The sequence below is a fragment of the Bermanella marisrubri genome (assembly GCF_012295615.1).
GTDB lineage: Bacteria > Pseudomonadota > Gammaproteobacteria > Pseudomonadales > Oceanobacteraceae > Bermanella > Bermanella marisrubri.
In genome coordinates this window covers 2,819,086-2,834,348 of record NZ_CP051183.1, presented here as the reverse complement: position 1 = coordinate 2,834,348, position 15,263 = coordinate 2,819,086, and the positions used below count along the sequence as shown (strand labels likewise).

11 protein-coding genes and 1 other RNA gene are annotated in these 15,263 nt (G+C 45.8%); 6 read left to right on the top strand and 6 right to left on the bottom strand.

Annotated elements, in window-relative coordinates; genetic code table 11:
• Positions 1-93: 93 nt before the first annotated feature.
• Positions 94-876: an inositol monophosphatase family protein gene (locus HF888_RS13180; RefSeq protein WP_007016779.1), complete on the bottom strand. Its 783-nt coding sequence runs from the start codon at positions 874-876 to the stop codon at positions 94-96.
• 112 nt (positions 877-988) lie between these two features.
• On the opposite strand from HF888_RS13180, the gene HF888_RS13175 reads away from it, so the two are divergent.
• Positions 989-1,750 carry an RNA methyltransferase gene (locus HF888_RS13175; RefSeq protein ID WP_007016778.1) on the top strand — a complete coding sequence of 254 codons (762 nt, stop codon included), beginning with the start codon at positions 989-991 and terminating at the stop codon, positions 1,748-1,750.
• Positions 1,751-1,802: 52 nt separating this feature from the next.
• Positions 1,803-2,573: a serine O-acetyltransferase gene (gene cysE / locus HF888_RS13170; RefSeq protein ID WP_007016777.1), complete on the top strand. Its 771-nt coding sequence runs from the start codon at positions 1,803-1,805 to the stop codon at positions 2,571-2,573.
• A gap of 61 nt (positions 2,574-2,634) precedes the next feature.
• On the opposite strand, the gene mltF is transcribed toward cysE, so the two are convergent.
• Complete coding sequence (gene mltF, locus HF888_RS13165; RefSeq protein ID WP_007016776.1) at positions 2,635-4,101, bottom strand: membrane-bound lytic murein transglycosylase MltF; 1,467 nt, start codon at positions 4,099-4,101, stop codon at positions 2,635-2,637.
• Positions 4,102-4,477: 376 nt separating this feature from the next.
• Here mltF and purL point away from each other — a divergent pair, with 376 nt between their 5' ends.
• The gene (gene purL, locus HF888_RS13160) at positions 4,478-8,365 is read left to right on the top strand and encodes a phosphoribosylformylglycinamidine synthase (protein WP_007016775.1); all 3,888 of its coding nucleotides are present in this window, start codon (positions 4,478-4,480) and stop codon (positions 8,363-8,365) included.
• A gap of 109 nt (positions 8,366-8,474) precedes the next feature.
• Here purL and HF888_RS13155 read toward each other — a convergent pair whose 3' ends face one another.
• Positions 8,475-9,992: a hypothetical protein gene (locus HF888_RS13155; RefSeq protein WP_007016774.1), complete on the bottom strand. Its 1,518-nt coding sequence runs from the start codon at positions 9,990-9,992 to the stop codon at positions 8,475-8,477.
• 75 nt (positions 9,993-10,067) lie between these two features.
• Between HF888_RS13155 and HF888_RS13150 the strand changes: the two genes are divergently transcribed.
• The gene (locus HF888_RS13150) at positions 10,068-10,970 is read left to right on the top strand and encodes a sterol desaturase family protein (protein WP_007016773.1); all 903 of its coding nucleotides are present in this window, start codon (positions 10,068-10,070) and stop codon (positions 10,968-10,970) included.
• Between the two features lie 39 nt (positions 10,971-11,009).
• Here HF888_RS13150 and HF888_RS13145 read toward each other — a convergent pair whose 3' ends face one another.
• From HF888_RS13145 to HF888_RS13135, 3 genes are all read right to left on the bottom strand, one after another.
• Positions 11,010-11,606: a phosphoheptose isomerase gene (locus HF888_RS13145; protein ID WP_007016772.1), complete on the bottom strand. Its 597-nt coding sequence runs from the start codon at positions 11,604-11,606 to the stop codon at positions 11,010-11,012.
• Positions 11,607-11,730: 124 nt separating this feature from the next.
• Positions 11,731-12,105, bottom strand: coding sequence for a YraN family protein (locus tag HF888_RS13140; RefSeq protein ID WP_007016771.1), 375 nt, complete (start codon positions 12,103-12,105; stop codon positions 11,731-11,733).
• Positions 12,080-13,882, bottom strand: coding sequence for a penicillin-binding protein activator (locus HF888_RS13135; RefSeq protein WP_165837007.1), 1,803 nt, complete (start codon positions 13,880-13,882; stop codon positions 12,080-12,082). The genes HF888_RS13140 and HF888_RS13135 overlap by 26 nt, the downstream gene beginning before the upstream one ends.
• Before the next feature lie 22 nt (positions 13,883-13,904).
• On the opposite strand from HF888_RS13135, the gene rsmI reads away from it, so the two are divergent.
• Both rsmI and rnpB read left to right on the top strand, forming a co-directional pair.
• Complete coding sequence (gene rsmI, locus HF888_RS13130; protein WP_007016769.1) at positions 13,905-14,741, top strand: 16S rRNA (cytidine(1402)-2'-O)-methyltransferase; 837 nt, start codon at positions 13,905-13,907, stop codon at positions 14,739-14,741.
• Between the two features lie 37 nt (positions 14,742-14,778).
• An RNA gene (gene rnpB / locus HF888_RS13125) (RNase P RNA component class A) lies at positions 14,779-15,145 on the top strand.
• The last annotated feature ends 118 nt before the right edge of the window (positions 15,146-15,263 follow it).

The following is a 15,263-nucleotide window of genomic DNA, read 5'->3' as shown; positions in this document are numbered from 1 at the left end:
AGTGGGGATAATCCAAACCTTTTACAAGGTTCGATGTTGGAATAAGAAGGGGTCTATTCATGCCCAAGCAGGACAGGAATAGACACACTTTGATTAGATTGAAGCTTTAATTAAGCTCTTGATGAGCTTAGGGTTGGCGGCGATAACGTCGCCGTCTGCTTCATAATGAGCACCACCACTAAAATCAGTCAGTAGGCAGCCTGCTTCTTTCGCTAATAGTGCTCCAGCTTGGAGGGCAGTGCTATCAACGCGGCTTAACCAAACAGCGTCTAAGTGGCCTGCTGCAAGATGTGCAAGGCTAAGAGCATCGTCACCCATAGCGCGAATCATGCGAGTTTCTTGGGCCAGCTTACTGATGCGCTGACGAATGCGGTCATTTTGCTCATTTTGCGCAATACCTGGGAATTTAACGCCAAGCATGGCTTGATTGATCTTGGTCTTCTCGCCGGTACGCATGCGGCGACCATTCATTTCGGTGCCGCGACCGCGAGTGGCAGTGAATTCTTGACCGGTAACTGGGTTTACTACAATCGCATGCTCGGTTTTTCCGTTCACTTGGCAGGCAATAACCATGCTGAAGCAAGGAAAACCTGTGCGGAAGTTTTCTTGGCCTTCGATAGGGCTGATATGCCATACCGTACCACTGGGTTCTTCAGCATCTTTGCGACCTGTTTCGCGGCCTTCAAAGCTGTCGTTTGCGAAGTGTTTACGCAGTTTAAAGATAATTTGCTTCTCGGTACCAATGGCACAGTCGGCAATGAATTTGCTGATTTCCTGATCTGAAGCGCGTTCGAAATCGAAACGCTCCACTGCGTGGACCAGCTCTTGGCCAGCATCACGAAGGACACGCAGGGCTAGGTTGACCATGGGTTGCATAGAGATCTATAACGCTCAGTAAAATTTAGGGCCGAGCATTCTACCAAAAACTTTTCAGAACTCTAAGTAAAACGAGTACACTGGGAGCAATTTCTTCAATATTCTGCGAAAAATGCTCGAAAATCTACGAATTGTACTAATTGGTACCAGTCATAACGGTAATATTGGCAGCACGGCTCGTGCTATGAAAACTATGGGGATTAATGATTTGGTATTGGTTGAGCCAAAGTCCTTTGATCCTAACAACCTTTGTGATGACGCGATTGCCATGGCCAGCGGCGCCACGGACCTATTGGCCAGCGCCAAAGTGGTTTCCACGTTTGAGCAAGCCATTGAGGATTGTGCTGTGGTCATGGGCGCCAGCGCCCGCAGTCGTCACTTACCCTGGCCGTTGATGCATCCGCGCAAAGCGGCTGCTAAGTCCATGGAGGTATTGCCCCGAGGGCAAAAGGTGGCCTTGGTGCTAGGACGTGAGCGTACCGGCTTAACCAATGACGAGTTGGCCATGTGTCAGGTTCATATCCATATACCAGCGAATCCAGATTATGCCTCACTCAATGTAGCAGCGGCGGCACAAGTTCTCTGCTACGAGGTGAGAATGGCGGCCTTGGATCACCAACAGGCCTTGGAGCCTGAGTATGAAGGGGATTGGGGAGTCAGTTGGGACAACGAATTGGCCACGCAAGGAGAGATGAACGGTTTTTTCCAGCATTTAGAAGAAACTTTGGTTGATATTCAGTTTTTAGACCCCAATAATCCGAAACAATTAATGCCACGCTTACGGAGATTGTTCCAAAGAGCCATGCCCGACAAGGTAGAAGTCAACATTTTACGTGGCATCCTCAAGATGGTTTTAAGAAATAATAAGCAGTAGAAACCGCCCTCATGGTTGATACTTTCTAATCAGTGACTCAACAGGAGAGACTGTGTTTACCACCATACGCGAAGACATAAAATGCGTTTTTGATCGGGACCCTGCTGCCCGTAATACATTTGAAGTGCTGACGACCTATCCAGGGTTGCACGCGCTAATGCATTACCGCTTTGCTCACTGGTGTTGGAATCACGGTCTGAAATACCCTGCACGATTTGTCAGCTTCATGAGCCGCTGGTTTACGGGAATTGAAATCCACCCAGGCGCTAAAATCGGTAAGGGTTTTTTTATTGATCACGGCATGGGTGTGGTGATCGGTGAAACGGCTGAGATTGGTGATAACGTCACGCTTTATCATGGCGTCACCCTTGGTGGCACGTCTTGGAAAGCGGGTAAACGTCACCCAACTCTAAAGGATGGTGTTGTCATCGGTGCAGGAGCTAAGGTGCTAGGGCCAGTAGAAATAGGCGAAAACGCACGGGTTGGCAGCAATGCTGTAGTAACCAAAGCGGTTCCTGACGGAGCAACGGCGGTCGGCATTCCGGGTCGCATTGTTGTTAAAAAAGAAAAAGCATCTGATGAACAGGATCGTCGTCGTCAAGCCATGGCGGATAAAATTGGCTTTGATGCCTACGGTATGACAGATGAAATGCCAGATCCAATTGCTCGCTCAATCCATAATCTTTTAGATCACATGCATGCTGTTGATGCAAAGATTGATCGCATGAGTAGCGCCCTAGGAGATCTTGGTCATAAAGAATGCACAGGCGAATTGCCTAAGTTGCGGAATGCGCTGGATGATGAAGCAAATACCAAATCTTAAATTAAAAAAATGCCGGCGTCAGCCGGCGAAGTAAGGTCAAAAAAAATCGTGATAGCACCGCTTAGTTTATAAGCGGTGCTATTTTTTTGTAGCCATTGCTGGCAGTAAAGAAGCTTTCTTCTTTGTTCATTAAAGCGTAATTTGGTTCAGGCTGGTCGCGCCATACTAGTAAGTCATAGAACCTGCGAATGTTTTGTACATATTTGACTGGCTCATACCCGCGCGCGTAGCCATGTCGTGTGTTTTTGTACCATTTCTTTTGCGTTAGCAGCGGTAGTCGTTCTTTTACGTCAAGCCAGCGTTCTGGGTTGCCGCCCTGCATTTCAGTAATATCTTGCGCGTCGCGAAGGTGCCCTGCCCCGACATTGTAAGCGGCAAGTGCCAGCCAAGTACGATCCGGTTCTGCAATGTGATCGAAACGTTTTTTCAGTTTGGCAAAGTAGGCGCTACCACCTTTTATACTTTGCACTGGGTCTAAGCGATTTTTTATACCCATTTCTTTCGCGGTATTGAGGGTTAGCATCATTAACCCACGTACACCGGTGCGAGAGCGAGCGTGAGGGCGCCAATGACTTTCTTGATAACCAATAGCAGCGAGTAAGCGCCAGTCTTCTTCTAGCTCTTCGGCTGTTTTAATGAATAAATCTTGGTATCGAGGGAGGCGCTGATCCGCTTGCTGCAGGAACGTTAGAGTGCCGACATTATCGATTTGCTTCAAGTGGCCGTAGTGTCTTTCTTCTAATTGAGACAAGTCACCTGTCTCGCGAATACGATTGAAGAATTCACGAGCTTTGGCAATCAAAGTTTGATCACTGTATTTTGCAAACGCCCAAGCTAATTGCTGTTCTTCGCCCAAAGTAAATGCACTGGCTACATTAGGGTAAAAATTATCAATGGATTCTAATTCGTTGCTGTCCACTATGGTGTAGTCGATTTCTCCATTTTCGACCATTTGTACAAGTTCCACCACTTCAGCATCTTCACGCTCGATCCAACTAAGTTTTGGTAAGTGATCGCGTTGTAATTTTCGTAAGTACTGTGCATGACTAGAGTGAGAGGTCACGACCAATTTACTGCCTAACAGGTCTTCGATATTGCGAGGCCGCTGAGAACCCACGCGATAAACTAGCTTTTGGGTCACTGACATATAGCTATCAGCGAAACTGACCAGCTTTTTGCGCTCATCTGTAACTGTTAAGCCTGCCGCAGCAAGGGCCACGTTGCCCGAGGCCACTTCGTTAATGAGGTCTTCCAGGGTGTCGGCGACCTTAACTTCTAGTTCCACGCCCAGGTAGTCAGCAAACATGGACGCCATTTCATATTCAAAACCGGCAGCTTGGTCTTTATCTTCAAAGTAGGTAGTAGGACTGTTACGGGTGATGATTTGTAACTTACCTCTTTCCATTATGTCATCGTAGCCATGATCATTGCCGGTGGTAAGCACCATAATGACGGCAACGCATATGAGACATAGAGCGAAACTGGCTTTTAATAACCATTGGCGCTTGCTAACTGCTTGATTATGCATCGCCTTCCTCCCCAATAATGAATAGTGCGTTGCTTTGCTTAATTCTTGTGCTGCGGATGATACCGTATTTCCAGCAAAATGTGATCTACATCATATTTTATTATTTGCTTTAAATTTCACCAAACACGCTTGTTTGACAATTGTGGCCGAACTTCACATAAATGGCTTCTAGCCCCCGTGGTTGTTGAATTATAAATTTTTATATCATTTTGTTATATAGGGCTAATATTTGACCTATGGTGTCTAAATAATAATCTTTTGCAAACTTGCTTCGTGCTTTTGGCTTATTTGTGCATAGCTCTGGTGAGTAGGGGTGCTTTCCAGTAGAATTACGCCTCCAAATTTCACCACTTATGAAACAGTAGGCCTAACAGCAATGCTCAAACTGTCCGGTGCTCCTGCACTCTCTGCATTTCGTCGAGAAAAACTCCTTAGCAAATTGCAATTAGCGAATCCTGAAGTGCGTTCTGTTTACGCTGAATTTGTTCATTTTGCAGATGTTACTGATGCCCTAACAGACCAAGAGCAAACTGTGCTCGAGCGCTTGCTGAAATATGGTCCTAGAGCTGATAAACAAAATCCAAGTGGTGAAATGGTTTTGGTGGTGCCGCGCATCGGCACGATTAGCCCATGGTCATCGAAAGCAACGGATATCGCACATAACTGTGGTTTGAACAAAGTGAAGCGAGTCGAGCGTGGCATCGCATACTGGATTGAGGGTGTAGATTCCGCTACCGAACTCCAATCGTATTTGTTTGATCGAATGGTGGAGACGGTTCTTAAAGACTTTAATGAAGCGGAAATATTATTTAAGCAGGCTGAGCCAGCACCAATGTCGCAGGTTGATATTCAGACAGGCGGTCGTGATGCACTGGTTAAAGCGAATGCCGAGTTGGGTTTGGCGTTGGCTGACGATGAAATTGATTACCTTGTCGAAAATTACAACAAGCTTGGTCGTAATCCCAATGACATCGAGTTAATGATGTTTGCGCAAGCGAACTCAGAACACTGTCGTCACAAAATTTTCAACGCCAGTTGGGACATTGATGGTGAAGCACAAGATAAGTCGCTTTTCCAAATGATCAAGAACACATACGAGTGTTACAGCGAAAATATTCTATCTGCATACAAAGATAATGCGTCCGTTATTAAAGGCCATACGGCGGGGCGTTTTTTCCCGACACCTCAAGGGAAAGATTACCAGTATCATCAAGAGCCAATGCATATCTTGATGAAGGTTGAAACCCATAACCACCCCACAGCCATTGCGCCATTCTCAGGTGCAGCGACAGGTTCTGGTGGCGAGATTCGTGATGAGGGTGCAACAGGTATTGGTTCAAAACCCAAAGCGGGTTTAGCTGGTTTTACCGTTTCCGATTTACGCATTCCTGGTTACGAACAACCTTGGGAAAGCGAATACGGACGTCCAGCGCGCATCGCGTCGGCACTGGATATTATGATCGAAGGCCCTATTGGTGGTGCTGCATTTAATAATGAGTTTGGTCGTCCAAATTTGTGCGGTTATTTCCGTACGTACGAAGAAAACGTGGTTAGTGCAAACGAAGAAGAAGTGCGTGGCTACCACAAGCCCATCATGATCGCAGGTGGTTACGGCAATATTCGTGAAGAGCACGTGCAAAAGGGTGAAATTCCAGTGGGCGGCAAGCTCATCGTATTGGGTGGCCCAGCCATGCAAATTGGTTTAGGTGGTGGCGCAGCGTCATCTGTGGATACTGGCGAATCAAACGAAGATTTAGATTTTGCTTCGGTGCAGCGCGGTAACCCAGAAATGGAACGTCGTTGTCAGGAAGTGATTGATCGCTGCTGGCAAATGGGTGATGACAATCCTATTGTTTTCATTCATGACGTTGGTGCCGGTGGTTTGTCTAATGCGTTCCCTGAATTAGTCAGTGACGCGGGTCGTGGTGGTCGTTTTGAATTGCGTGAAGTACCAAACGACGAACCTGGCATGTCGCCATTGGCTATTTGGTGTAATGAATCTCAAGAGCGCTATGTATTATCGGTAGCGCCTGAAAACTTGCAGCAGTTTGCTGAGATTTGTGAGCGTGAACGATGCCCGTTTGCGGTGATTGGTGAAGCCACTGAAGAAGAACACTTAACCGTTACCGATCGCCACTTTGATAATTCACCAGTGGATTTGCCGTTGCAGGTGTTACTGGGTAAGCCACCACGCATGCATCGTGATGTAAAAACCAAAAATCTAACGTTACCGGCAGTTGAGTTTAAAGGTATTGAACTTGAGCAAGCAGCTGAACGTGTTTTGCAACTACCAGCGGTAGCGAGCAAAAGTTTCTTGATTACCATTGGCGATCGCTCCATCACCGGTACCGTCGCACGTGATCAATTTGTGGGTCCTTGGCAGGTTCCGGTAGCCGATGTTGCGGTTACGACTTCCTCTTATGACTCCTATACAGGCGAAGCCATGGCCATGGGTGAGCGTACACCAGCGGCTATTATTAATGGTCCTGCATCAGGTCGTATGGCGGTAGGTGAAGTGGTTACCAATATTGCTGCGGCCAATATCGAACAGCTTAAAGATGTAAAACTGTCTGCAAACTGGATGTGTGCAGCGGGTCACGATGGTGAAGATGAAAAGCTATACCAAACCGTAAAAGCGGTAGGTATGGAGTTGTGTCCTGAGCTTGGATTAACCATTCCTGTGGGCAAAGATTCCATGTCCATGAAAACCAAATGGAATGAAGAATCCGGTGAAGAAAAAACTGTTACTGCGCCATTGTCTTTGATAGTGACGGGTTTTGCGCCAGTAAAAGATGCACGTAAAACGTTGACTCCGCAGCTACGTGCGGATGATGAAGAGACTGATTTGATTTTGATTGACCTAGGTCGTGGTCAGAATCGTTTGGGCGCCTCGGCGTTTGCACAAGTATTTGATCAGGTCGGTAATGAAGTGCCGGATGTGGATCAGGCTGAAGACTTGAAAGCATTCTTCGCTGTCATTCAGGGGCTAAATCAAGACGACAAATTACTCGCTTATCACGATCGCAGTGATGGTGGTTTGTGGGCGACCTTAACGGAAATGAGTTTCGCTGGCCACGTGGGTATCGATATTAAATTAGATGGCTTAGTGGATTCTTCTGACGATGTGATTCCTGCGTTGTTTGCTGAAGAGTTGGGCGGCGTGATTCAAGTACGTAAGGATGATACTGAATATGTTTTGGCTCAATTAAGCGCGGCCGGTTTGGGTGATTGCACGCAAGTTGTGGCTCAACTGAACGATCAAGATCAAATCAATGTTCAACTACAAGATGCGACGATTTATTCTCAATCTCGTATCCAGTTGCAGCGTTTGTGGTCGCGTACTTCTCACGAGATTCAGGCGATTCGTGACAATTCAGAATGCGCGAAGCAAGAGTTTGAAAACTTGCTTGATGCGGATGATCCGGGTCTGCATGCTGAACTAACGTTCGATGTGAATGACGATATTACGTCAGCATTGTCGGCGACAGAGCGACCAAAAGTTGCCATCGTTCGTGAGCAAGGTGTGAATGGTCAAATTGAAATGGCCGCAGCGTTTGATCGTGCGGGCTTCCAAGCGGTAGATGTGCATATGAGTGACATCTTAAGTGGTCGAACCACGTTAGAATCTTTCCGTGGTTTGGTTGCCTGCGGTGGTTTCTCTTATGGTGACGTATTGGGTGCCGGCGAAGGCTGGGCCAAGTCTATTTTATTCAATGCGCAAGCACGTGATCAATTTAAAGCATTCTTTGAGCGTGAAGATACATTTGCCTTGGGTGTATGTAATGGTTGTCAGATGCTTTCAAACCTACACGAATTGATCCCAGGTGCTGAACATTGGCCTCACTTCGTGCGTAACCAATCGGAGCAATTTGAAGCTCGTGTTGCCATGGTAGAAGTTCAAGAAACGGATTCCATTATGCTGCAAGGCATGCAAGGTTCTCGTATGCCAATTGCGGTTGCTCATGGTGAAGGTCATGCTGAGTTTGCCAATGAGGTTGATCTTGAAGCAGTAAATAAGCAAGGTCAGGTCGCACTACGCTATGTTGATAACTATGGCATGGTGACTGAGCGCTATCCATTTAACCCTAATGGTTCTACTCAAGGCATTACCGGTTTAACGGCTGCTAATGGTCGTGTGACCATTATGATGCCGCACCCTGAGCGTGTATTCCGAGCTATTCAAAACAGCTATCAACCTGATGAATGGTCAGAAGATGGTGCTTGGATGCGTATGTTCCGCAATGCACGTAAATGGTGTAGCTAAGCCTAAATATGTGTGCAGTGAAATGGAAAGCTTTTCATTTCACTAAAACAAATGCCAATGGTGCAGACATAAAAAATCCCGCTTAAGCGGGATTTTTTGTTTTCTAGATTTAAAGGCTTTTTCTGCGCCTAATTAGACACAGTAATAGTGGAGATAACCACAATAAAGCACCACCTCCGCTAGATTCTTGCTGGGAATCGCTGGTTGTTGCCGAGTCATCTGTTTCTACTGATATAGAAATCGTTTCATACTCAACTCCCTCGCAAAGATTGAGTTTTGACTCACAAACGCGATATTGAATTGAGGTTGAGTCTGCCTCATTAAAAGTCGCATTGAATGTAACTGAGTCGGTGTCACCTGGTTCCATTGGATTGATGCAACTTAGAATAGTTTCGCCACCGATGATTTCGACACCGCAGTCTGACTCTATGTAGTCTGATTCAGCGCTATAAAAGTCGCTCAAGTTACCATTTAGATTATTCAGGGCATTGAATGGTAATTTAAGCTCTACACGTGGAGTTCCAAGATGCTCGCCAGTACTTGCAAGGCTAAAATCGAAGGTCTTTGGTTCACCTATTACGGCTTTTTTATCGCTATTCAGAGTCAATGTGTAGCTACTATTTAATAGTGAAGAGAATCTGATGGGATCAGATAGACTTGAATATATTGTATAGTCATATTGGTTTGTAGCTATGTGTTGAGAATAGACATTATACTCTATCCCTGGGTCTATTGATTGCGTCGAGCTAAAACTTTCAGCAGTTGTTTCGATGAACACTGGAGCGGAAAAAGTACTTAAGTTTGTTGATTCAGTTGTCTTAGTAAGTAATTCCTCAGTAGAGTTTTCAAAAAATAGGCCGAAGTTGCTAATACTGTTTTGCGTTAGCGTGGTTTTCCAGTCCGCTAAAGATTGTGTTTGTTCCTTACTACCTATTGTGACGCCAACTTCCCCACTGTTTAAAGTAAAAATGTCATCAGTAAGAAGAGAAGGGTCTGATAATAAAGCAATATTCTCGTCATCTTTTATTATTGCTTCTATTGTTACATAGCCTTCAGGATGAGCTTCAAAAGACCATCTAACAGCTACTGCATTATTGTATTCCTTGACAATAATTCTAGGCTCGAAATCGGCAGGTTCAATATCGTATAAATGTTCAACTTGTGCAGATACTGTACCAATAACTGTATTGGATTCGCTAATCAGTTCTACCTTACCTGTGTTGAAAATACGTAAAGTAGGTACGGCTATATCATCAAAAGAAAGGTTTAAATCTTCACTGACGGTGTAGTCATAGGATTGTTCAGGCATCACACCAAGCGCTATGAAGTGATCTCCAAGTGCTCGTTGACCGCCTAGAATAGTTATTGTTTGGTCAAGTCCCTGTGGTTCATGCTGCAGATACCACCTTACCTCTTTGAAAGTAATACCGTCGGCACTTGGGTTTCCTTGGCTGTCAATAATTTCCATTCCAGAGGTTTCAAAGGTTGCTTCTAGAGCTACGTTTTTTTCTTGCTGGGTAGGGGCTGTGACCTCTGGCTTTGCAGGGAAGTAGGCTACACTCGAACCTGCATAACTCAATTGAGAGGCTGAAATAAACAAAATAGAGAAGAAAAGATTCCTTTTCATTATCGAATCCTAGTGGTTTGTGTAAAAATGGCGCGACTATACCGTATAAATAATGAACGATAAAGGAGTTTTAATTTGTCCGAGTTGGCGCTAGTTATAACGCTGTTCCTACTTGTTGTCTTGAGTGTATGGCATGCTTGGGTTAAAGGTGCGAGCTTTGAAGATGACGTTAGTAATGTGGCTGTCTGGGTCTTAAGTATGTCAGTTGGTGGCATAATGTTGGTCGTTATCACGCCACTGTATCATTGGATTTATTTCCAGCGTATTTGGTTGGAGTTGCCCTCTAGTATTGCAACATACGCGTTAGCAGTACTAGCATACGATTTCCTATATTACTGGTTTCATCGCGCTTCCCATCGATATCGACTTCTATGGAGTGTCCATTCAGTGCACCATCAAAGCAAGCGCTTGGTTCCCAGTCTTGGTGTGAGGTCGAGTGTTTTCGACTTTGCGGTTATCTGGATTATTTTAGGAGCAATGTTTTGGCTTGGATTTAGCAGTGACATGATTGTTTTCAGTGTCGCAACACACGGACTTTATCAATTGTTTCTTCACAATGAATGGAATATTCGATTTGGTATATTCGAATGGATCCTAAATACTCCAAGCCATCACCGCTTACACCATGCAACCAATCCAGAATATATCGATAAAAACTTTGGAAGCGTTTTTATTGTATGGGATAGATTTTTTGGAACTTTTGCTGAGCAGCAATCCAACCCAAAAATCGGAATTTTGGGAATGAACGCATGGAAGTCTCCTTTAAAATCTAACCTATTGCCTTGGTTTACTGTTCTAGCGAAAGAAGGGGAAGATAAACTATCTCTTGTAGGGATGATTTTGATTTCAGTAGCGATAGTGGTTAGTTTGCTGGCTTTGCTGATGCAGTGGTCGATTGAGATTGCTACCTTGATACTGTTAGTAGCTTTATTGGCCTCTGACATTATATCTATTAAAAAACATAAAGCAGAGAGTTAGCACTGCTCTGCTTCAAGTGTTTTAAACCTATTCGAGTCGTTAATCCTCTAAAGGCCCAAATAGCTGCCAATCAATCAGGTCGCATAGGCAATGAATGACAACCAAATGTACTTCTTGAATGCGAGCCGTGACCGCGCTAGGTACACGAATTTCAATGTCGTCTGGTTGATAAAGCGATGCCATATCGCCACCGTCTTTACCTGTTAGAGCAACCACTCGCATGCCACGGTCGTGTGCCGCTTGAATGGCCTGAACCACGTTGGCGCTATTGCCACTAGTGGATATTGCCAGTAGCACGTCGCCTTCATTACCTAGCGCGCGAATTTGTTTGGAGAATACTTCGTTGTAGCTGTAATCATTGGCAATCGAGGTTACCGTCGAGCTGTCCGTTGTTAGAGCAATCGCTGGTAAGCTAGGGCGTTCGCGCTCGAAGCGATTCAATAATTCAGAAGAGAAGTGCTGAGAATCCCCTGCGCTACCACCGTTACCACAGCTTAAGATCTTGCCGCCATTGAGCAGGGCATTGACCATCGAAGCACTAGCCTGTTCGATTTGCGGGGCCAGTTCCATCACAGATTGCTGCTTGGTTTCGATACTATCAACGAAATGTTGTGTAATGCGTTCTTGGAATTCCATATGTATATCTCGTATATCGAGGGGCTAGTCGAATTATTGTTGTCTAGCTTACAAAGCCTTGCGGTTATTGACTAGTATTACCCAATAAAAATCCGTGCCTTCACACAGATGTGCTGTTATTTGCTTATGCAAATGCATTCTTGATCCAAATTGCTTTGGTATTCGCTCCCTCAAAAGCGACCACATCAATACGACATGGTGGTGGACGATTGCCAAAATGCTTTTGTAAATAAGTTTGTGCGGCTCGCCTTACTCGCGCTTGTTTACTAGCCGTGATGCTTGTGACTGCACCACCGTAATCTTGTGACGATCGATAGCGAACTTCAACAAACACCAAGTGCTTGTTGTGCTTCATGATGAGGTCGAGTTCACCGGTTTTAAAGTTCACATTCTGTTCAATAAAGATCAGTCCCTGATTCACTAGAAACTGCTTGGCTTGTGCTTCGTAAAACGAGCCAGTTTCAATTTTGCTTTTAGAGTGATCGCTGTTGCTCCACATGCCCCACTACTCCTTGTGTTTTTTTGGCAATTCCATTTTTGAATTGAGCAAATGAAAGCTTACGCACAATCTGTCCATATTGGTCCATGGCAAGCTGCCCGGTATAGCCAGGAATCCGGCTATAGCGCAGTACTTTAATTTGCCCTAACCGAGGGTAGAGCGTAAATGCATCAGCCCCCATTGCATATAAACGGTCAAGTCCGCCCGCTGCCTGTGGCCATTGCTTTTTCACTGTACTACGCAATTCAGGGTCATCTAGAATCCAAGGAATATCACAGAACATAACATCGTTTAGATCCCTGTCTTTAGAGCGGGAAGGGCTACCAGAATACACTTGGCTAGTGGCAATCATGGGTAAATCGCTGGCGAAGTTAAAGGCTAATGTTGGTTTGATTTGTCGGGCTTGATGGGGCAAGGCCGCTACGAAAATAAAATCCACATCTTGGCGGCGGCGAGCCTGAAACTCTAAGCGTGTACGTAGTTGGCGACGTAGTTGGTACGCGCGGCGTTCGCTATCGTCCACGGAAAGTAATTGGCTGATCACTTTGTTGTAATCACCACTGCCGCTGAAAAATTGGGCTTCTACCAAGGCACCACCTTGGCCTTGCCATGCTTGACTAAAGCGGCTAAAAACGCGTTCTCCCCATGATCCCTGAGGAACAAGAGCGATAGCACTTTGATGACCTTGTTGTCGAGCGAACGTAGCAGCGAGTTCCGCTTCATCTTCAACTGCGAGGCCGAACTGATAAAGTTGCTCCGGGTTTTCTTGGTAATCGCGATTGCCGTAGTTCAGCGCCAGTGTTTGAACGGGCAAGCGATGCTCCTGCTGCAGGCGTTCGACGCTTTGCTTACTCAATGGACCGATTACCAGTTCGTTACCATCTAGGATCGCTTGCTTGTAAAGATTCCAAAAGTCCCCTTGACTGGTATCGTAGACTTTGACTTGTGGCACTTTGGCACCGGCTTGCAATGCTTGGTAATACGATGCAAAAAAACCATCGCGGATTGCTTTGCCTGTGCGTGCAAGTTTGCCATTAAGTGGCAGCATCAACGCAATATAATCGGCCTTGTTTTCTACATAATCTTCTAACTGATCCAATTCACCTGGCAAGTCTTTAGCAGCGGGGTGGCCATCGTATTGTGCTTGCCATAGTCTCAAGTTGCTAAGCTGCTGGTCGAGGTTGATTTGATTTCGTTTAATTAGTAGCGCCAGGTCAAGCCAGCCTTTAAATAAAACCGTTTGTGTTTTTTGTTGAAGGGCTTCTATGTCTTTAAGCTCTGCCTGCATTAAGCTTGACCAAATACCTTGATGGTTTTGTTGGTTAGCTTGTCCGCTTAATACTCCAGATAAAAACATGCGCTCGCGAGCACTAGCGATGAACTCACCCTTTAAGTACAGGGCTTGTGCGCGAATAAATCCACTGTCATGTTCGGGGATGTCTTTTATGCGGCTGAATGCACCGGGCGGAACCGCATTTAATGCACTAATGGCCTCTTCGCCACGACCCAATGCAACAGCTAGTTTGGCTTTGAGCCAGTAGTAGCGGACTTGGTCGTCTTGGCTGAGTGTATAAGGGTCTAATTCCTGAATGGAGATGTCTGCTTCAAACAAACGATCCATGGCTATATGGTTTTGAATCGTTGATAATGGTCCCTCTTCGACAATCGGTACACTGCCGCTTTTGGTACGACTTGGCTGGGTTGAGCAGCCTGCGATCATCAGAGTGGTGATAATGAGTACAGACAATAAACGATTCGACATAGCTTGAGTTTTCATCAGTATCTTAAAGGCGAGCATTATGGCAGAAAATAAACTCTATGTGGTGGCCACACCCATAGGAAATTTGGCGGATATCACACAAAGAGCCGTTGAAATTTTAAATTCTGTAGACTGTATCGCGGCAGAAGACACTCGGCACACTAAACGTTTACTCAATCACCTAACCATTGAAAAACCCCTGTTAGCTGCCCATGATCACAATGAGGATCAGGTCGCAAAGCGTATCATTGATAAGCTAAGTGCGGGAGAGTCTATGGCGCTTGTAAGTGATGCAGGTACACCGCTTATAGCCGATCCTGGATATCATGTAACACAAGCCGTGGTTGAGGCTGGGTTTGATGTGGTACCAATCCCCGGCAGTTGCGCAATTATTGCAGCGTTGTCGGCTGCGGCATTGCCCACTGATCGCTTTTTATTTGATGGCTTTTTACCAGCTAAAAGCCATGGTCGACAAGCCTATTTCCAAAGCATTTTGGAGCAAGAGCGCACCGTAGTGGTCTATGATTCACCCCATCGCATTACAGCCTCTCTCTCTGATTTGATCGAAGTAATGGGCGATGATAAGCAATTGGTGGTAGCGCGAGAAATCACCAAAACGTTTGAAACTTTTTTACGAGGTTCGGCCAGTGATATTCTGAAAACCATGCAGGACGATGCCAACCAACAGAAAGGCGAGTTCGTTATTATGATACGCGGGGCGCAGGCGAAAAAACATCAGGAGGTCAGTCAAGAGGCCATCGATTTAACCTTGCTGCTGTCTACCGAACTGCCGATGAAAAAGGCGGCGGCTCTAGCGGCAACTCATACGGGTTATAAAAAGAATCAACTGTACCAGCTGGCGTTAGAAGCAAAATAAACTTGATTAATTGTGATCACAGAGTATGCTGCGCGCCGGAGTTGGCCGCACGATCGCTGCTTGAATTTGTTCAAGGAGAGGAAAGTCCGGGCTCCATAGGGCAGGGTGCCAGATAACGTCTGGGGGGCGTGAGCCCACGGCCAGTGCAGCAGAGAGTATACCGCCGATGGCTATTTAGGTAGCACAGGTAAGGGTGAAAGGGTGCGGTAAGAGCGCACCGCGCGTCCGGTAACGGTACGCGGCATGGTAAACCCCACTCGGAGCAAGACCAAATAGGTTCCCTGAGGTGCGGCCCGCACTGGGAACGGGTAGGTTGCTTGAGCTTTGGAGCGATCCAAAGCCTAGATGAATGATCGTGACCTTGTTCGCAAGGGACAGAACCCGGCTTATGGCCAACTCCACTTCTTTTTTGCCCTAGGCATCGTTTCATGCGCTTGTTTTATGGGCTTTTTCAAAAACCTTCTTTGCTACCGTTTTATATTCCTAAAAAATCTAAGGTCATCCGCCTGAAAATACCGTGAT

Bases quoted from the DNA above. Each gene is read 5' to 3' on its own strand.
- rsmI (WP_007016769.1), top strand. From the start codon at position 13,905: ATGGCAGAAAATAAACTCTATGTGGTGGCCACACCCATAGGAAATTTG.
- HF888_RS13135 (WP_165837007.1), bottom strand. From the start codon at position 13,882: ATGAAAACTCAAGCTATGTCGAATCGTTTATTGTCTGTACTCATTATC.
- mltF (WP_007016776.1), bottom strand. From the start codon at position 4,101: ATGCATAATCAAGCAGTTAGCAAGCGCCAATGGTTATTAAAAGCCAGT.
- HF888_RS13145 (WP_007016772.1), bottom strand. From the start codon at position 11,606: ATGGAATTCCAAGAACGCATTACACAACATTTCGTTGATAGTATCGAA.
- HF888_RS13180 (WP_007016779.1), bottom strand. From the start codon at position 876: ATGCAACCCATGGTCAACCTAGCCCTGCGTGTCCTTCGTGATGCTGGC.
- HF888_RS13175 (WP_007016778.1), top strand. From the start codon at position 989: ATGCTCGAAAATCTACGAATTGTACTAATTGGTACCAGTCATAACGGT.
- purL (WP_007016775.1), top strand. From the start codon at position 4,478: ATGCTCAAACTGTCCGGTGCTCCTGCACTCTCTGCATTTCGTCGAGAA.
- HF888_RS13155 (WP_007016774.1), bottom strand. From the start codon at position 9,992: ATGAAAAGGAATCTTTTCTTCTCTATTTTGTTTATTTCAGCCTCTCAA.
- HF888_RS13140 (WP_007016771.1), bottom strand. From the start codon at position 12,105: ATGTGGAGCAACAGCGATCACTCTAAAAGCAAAATTGAAACTGGCTCG.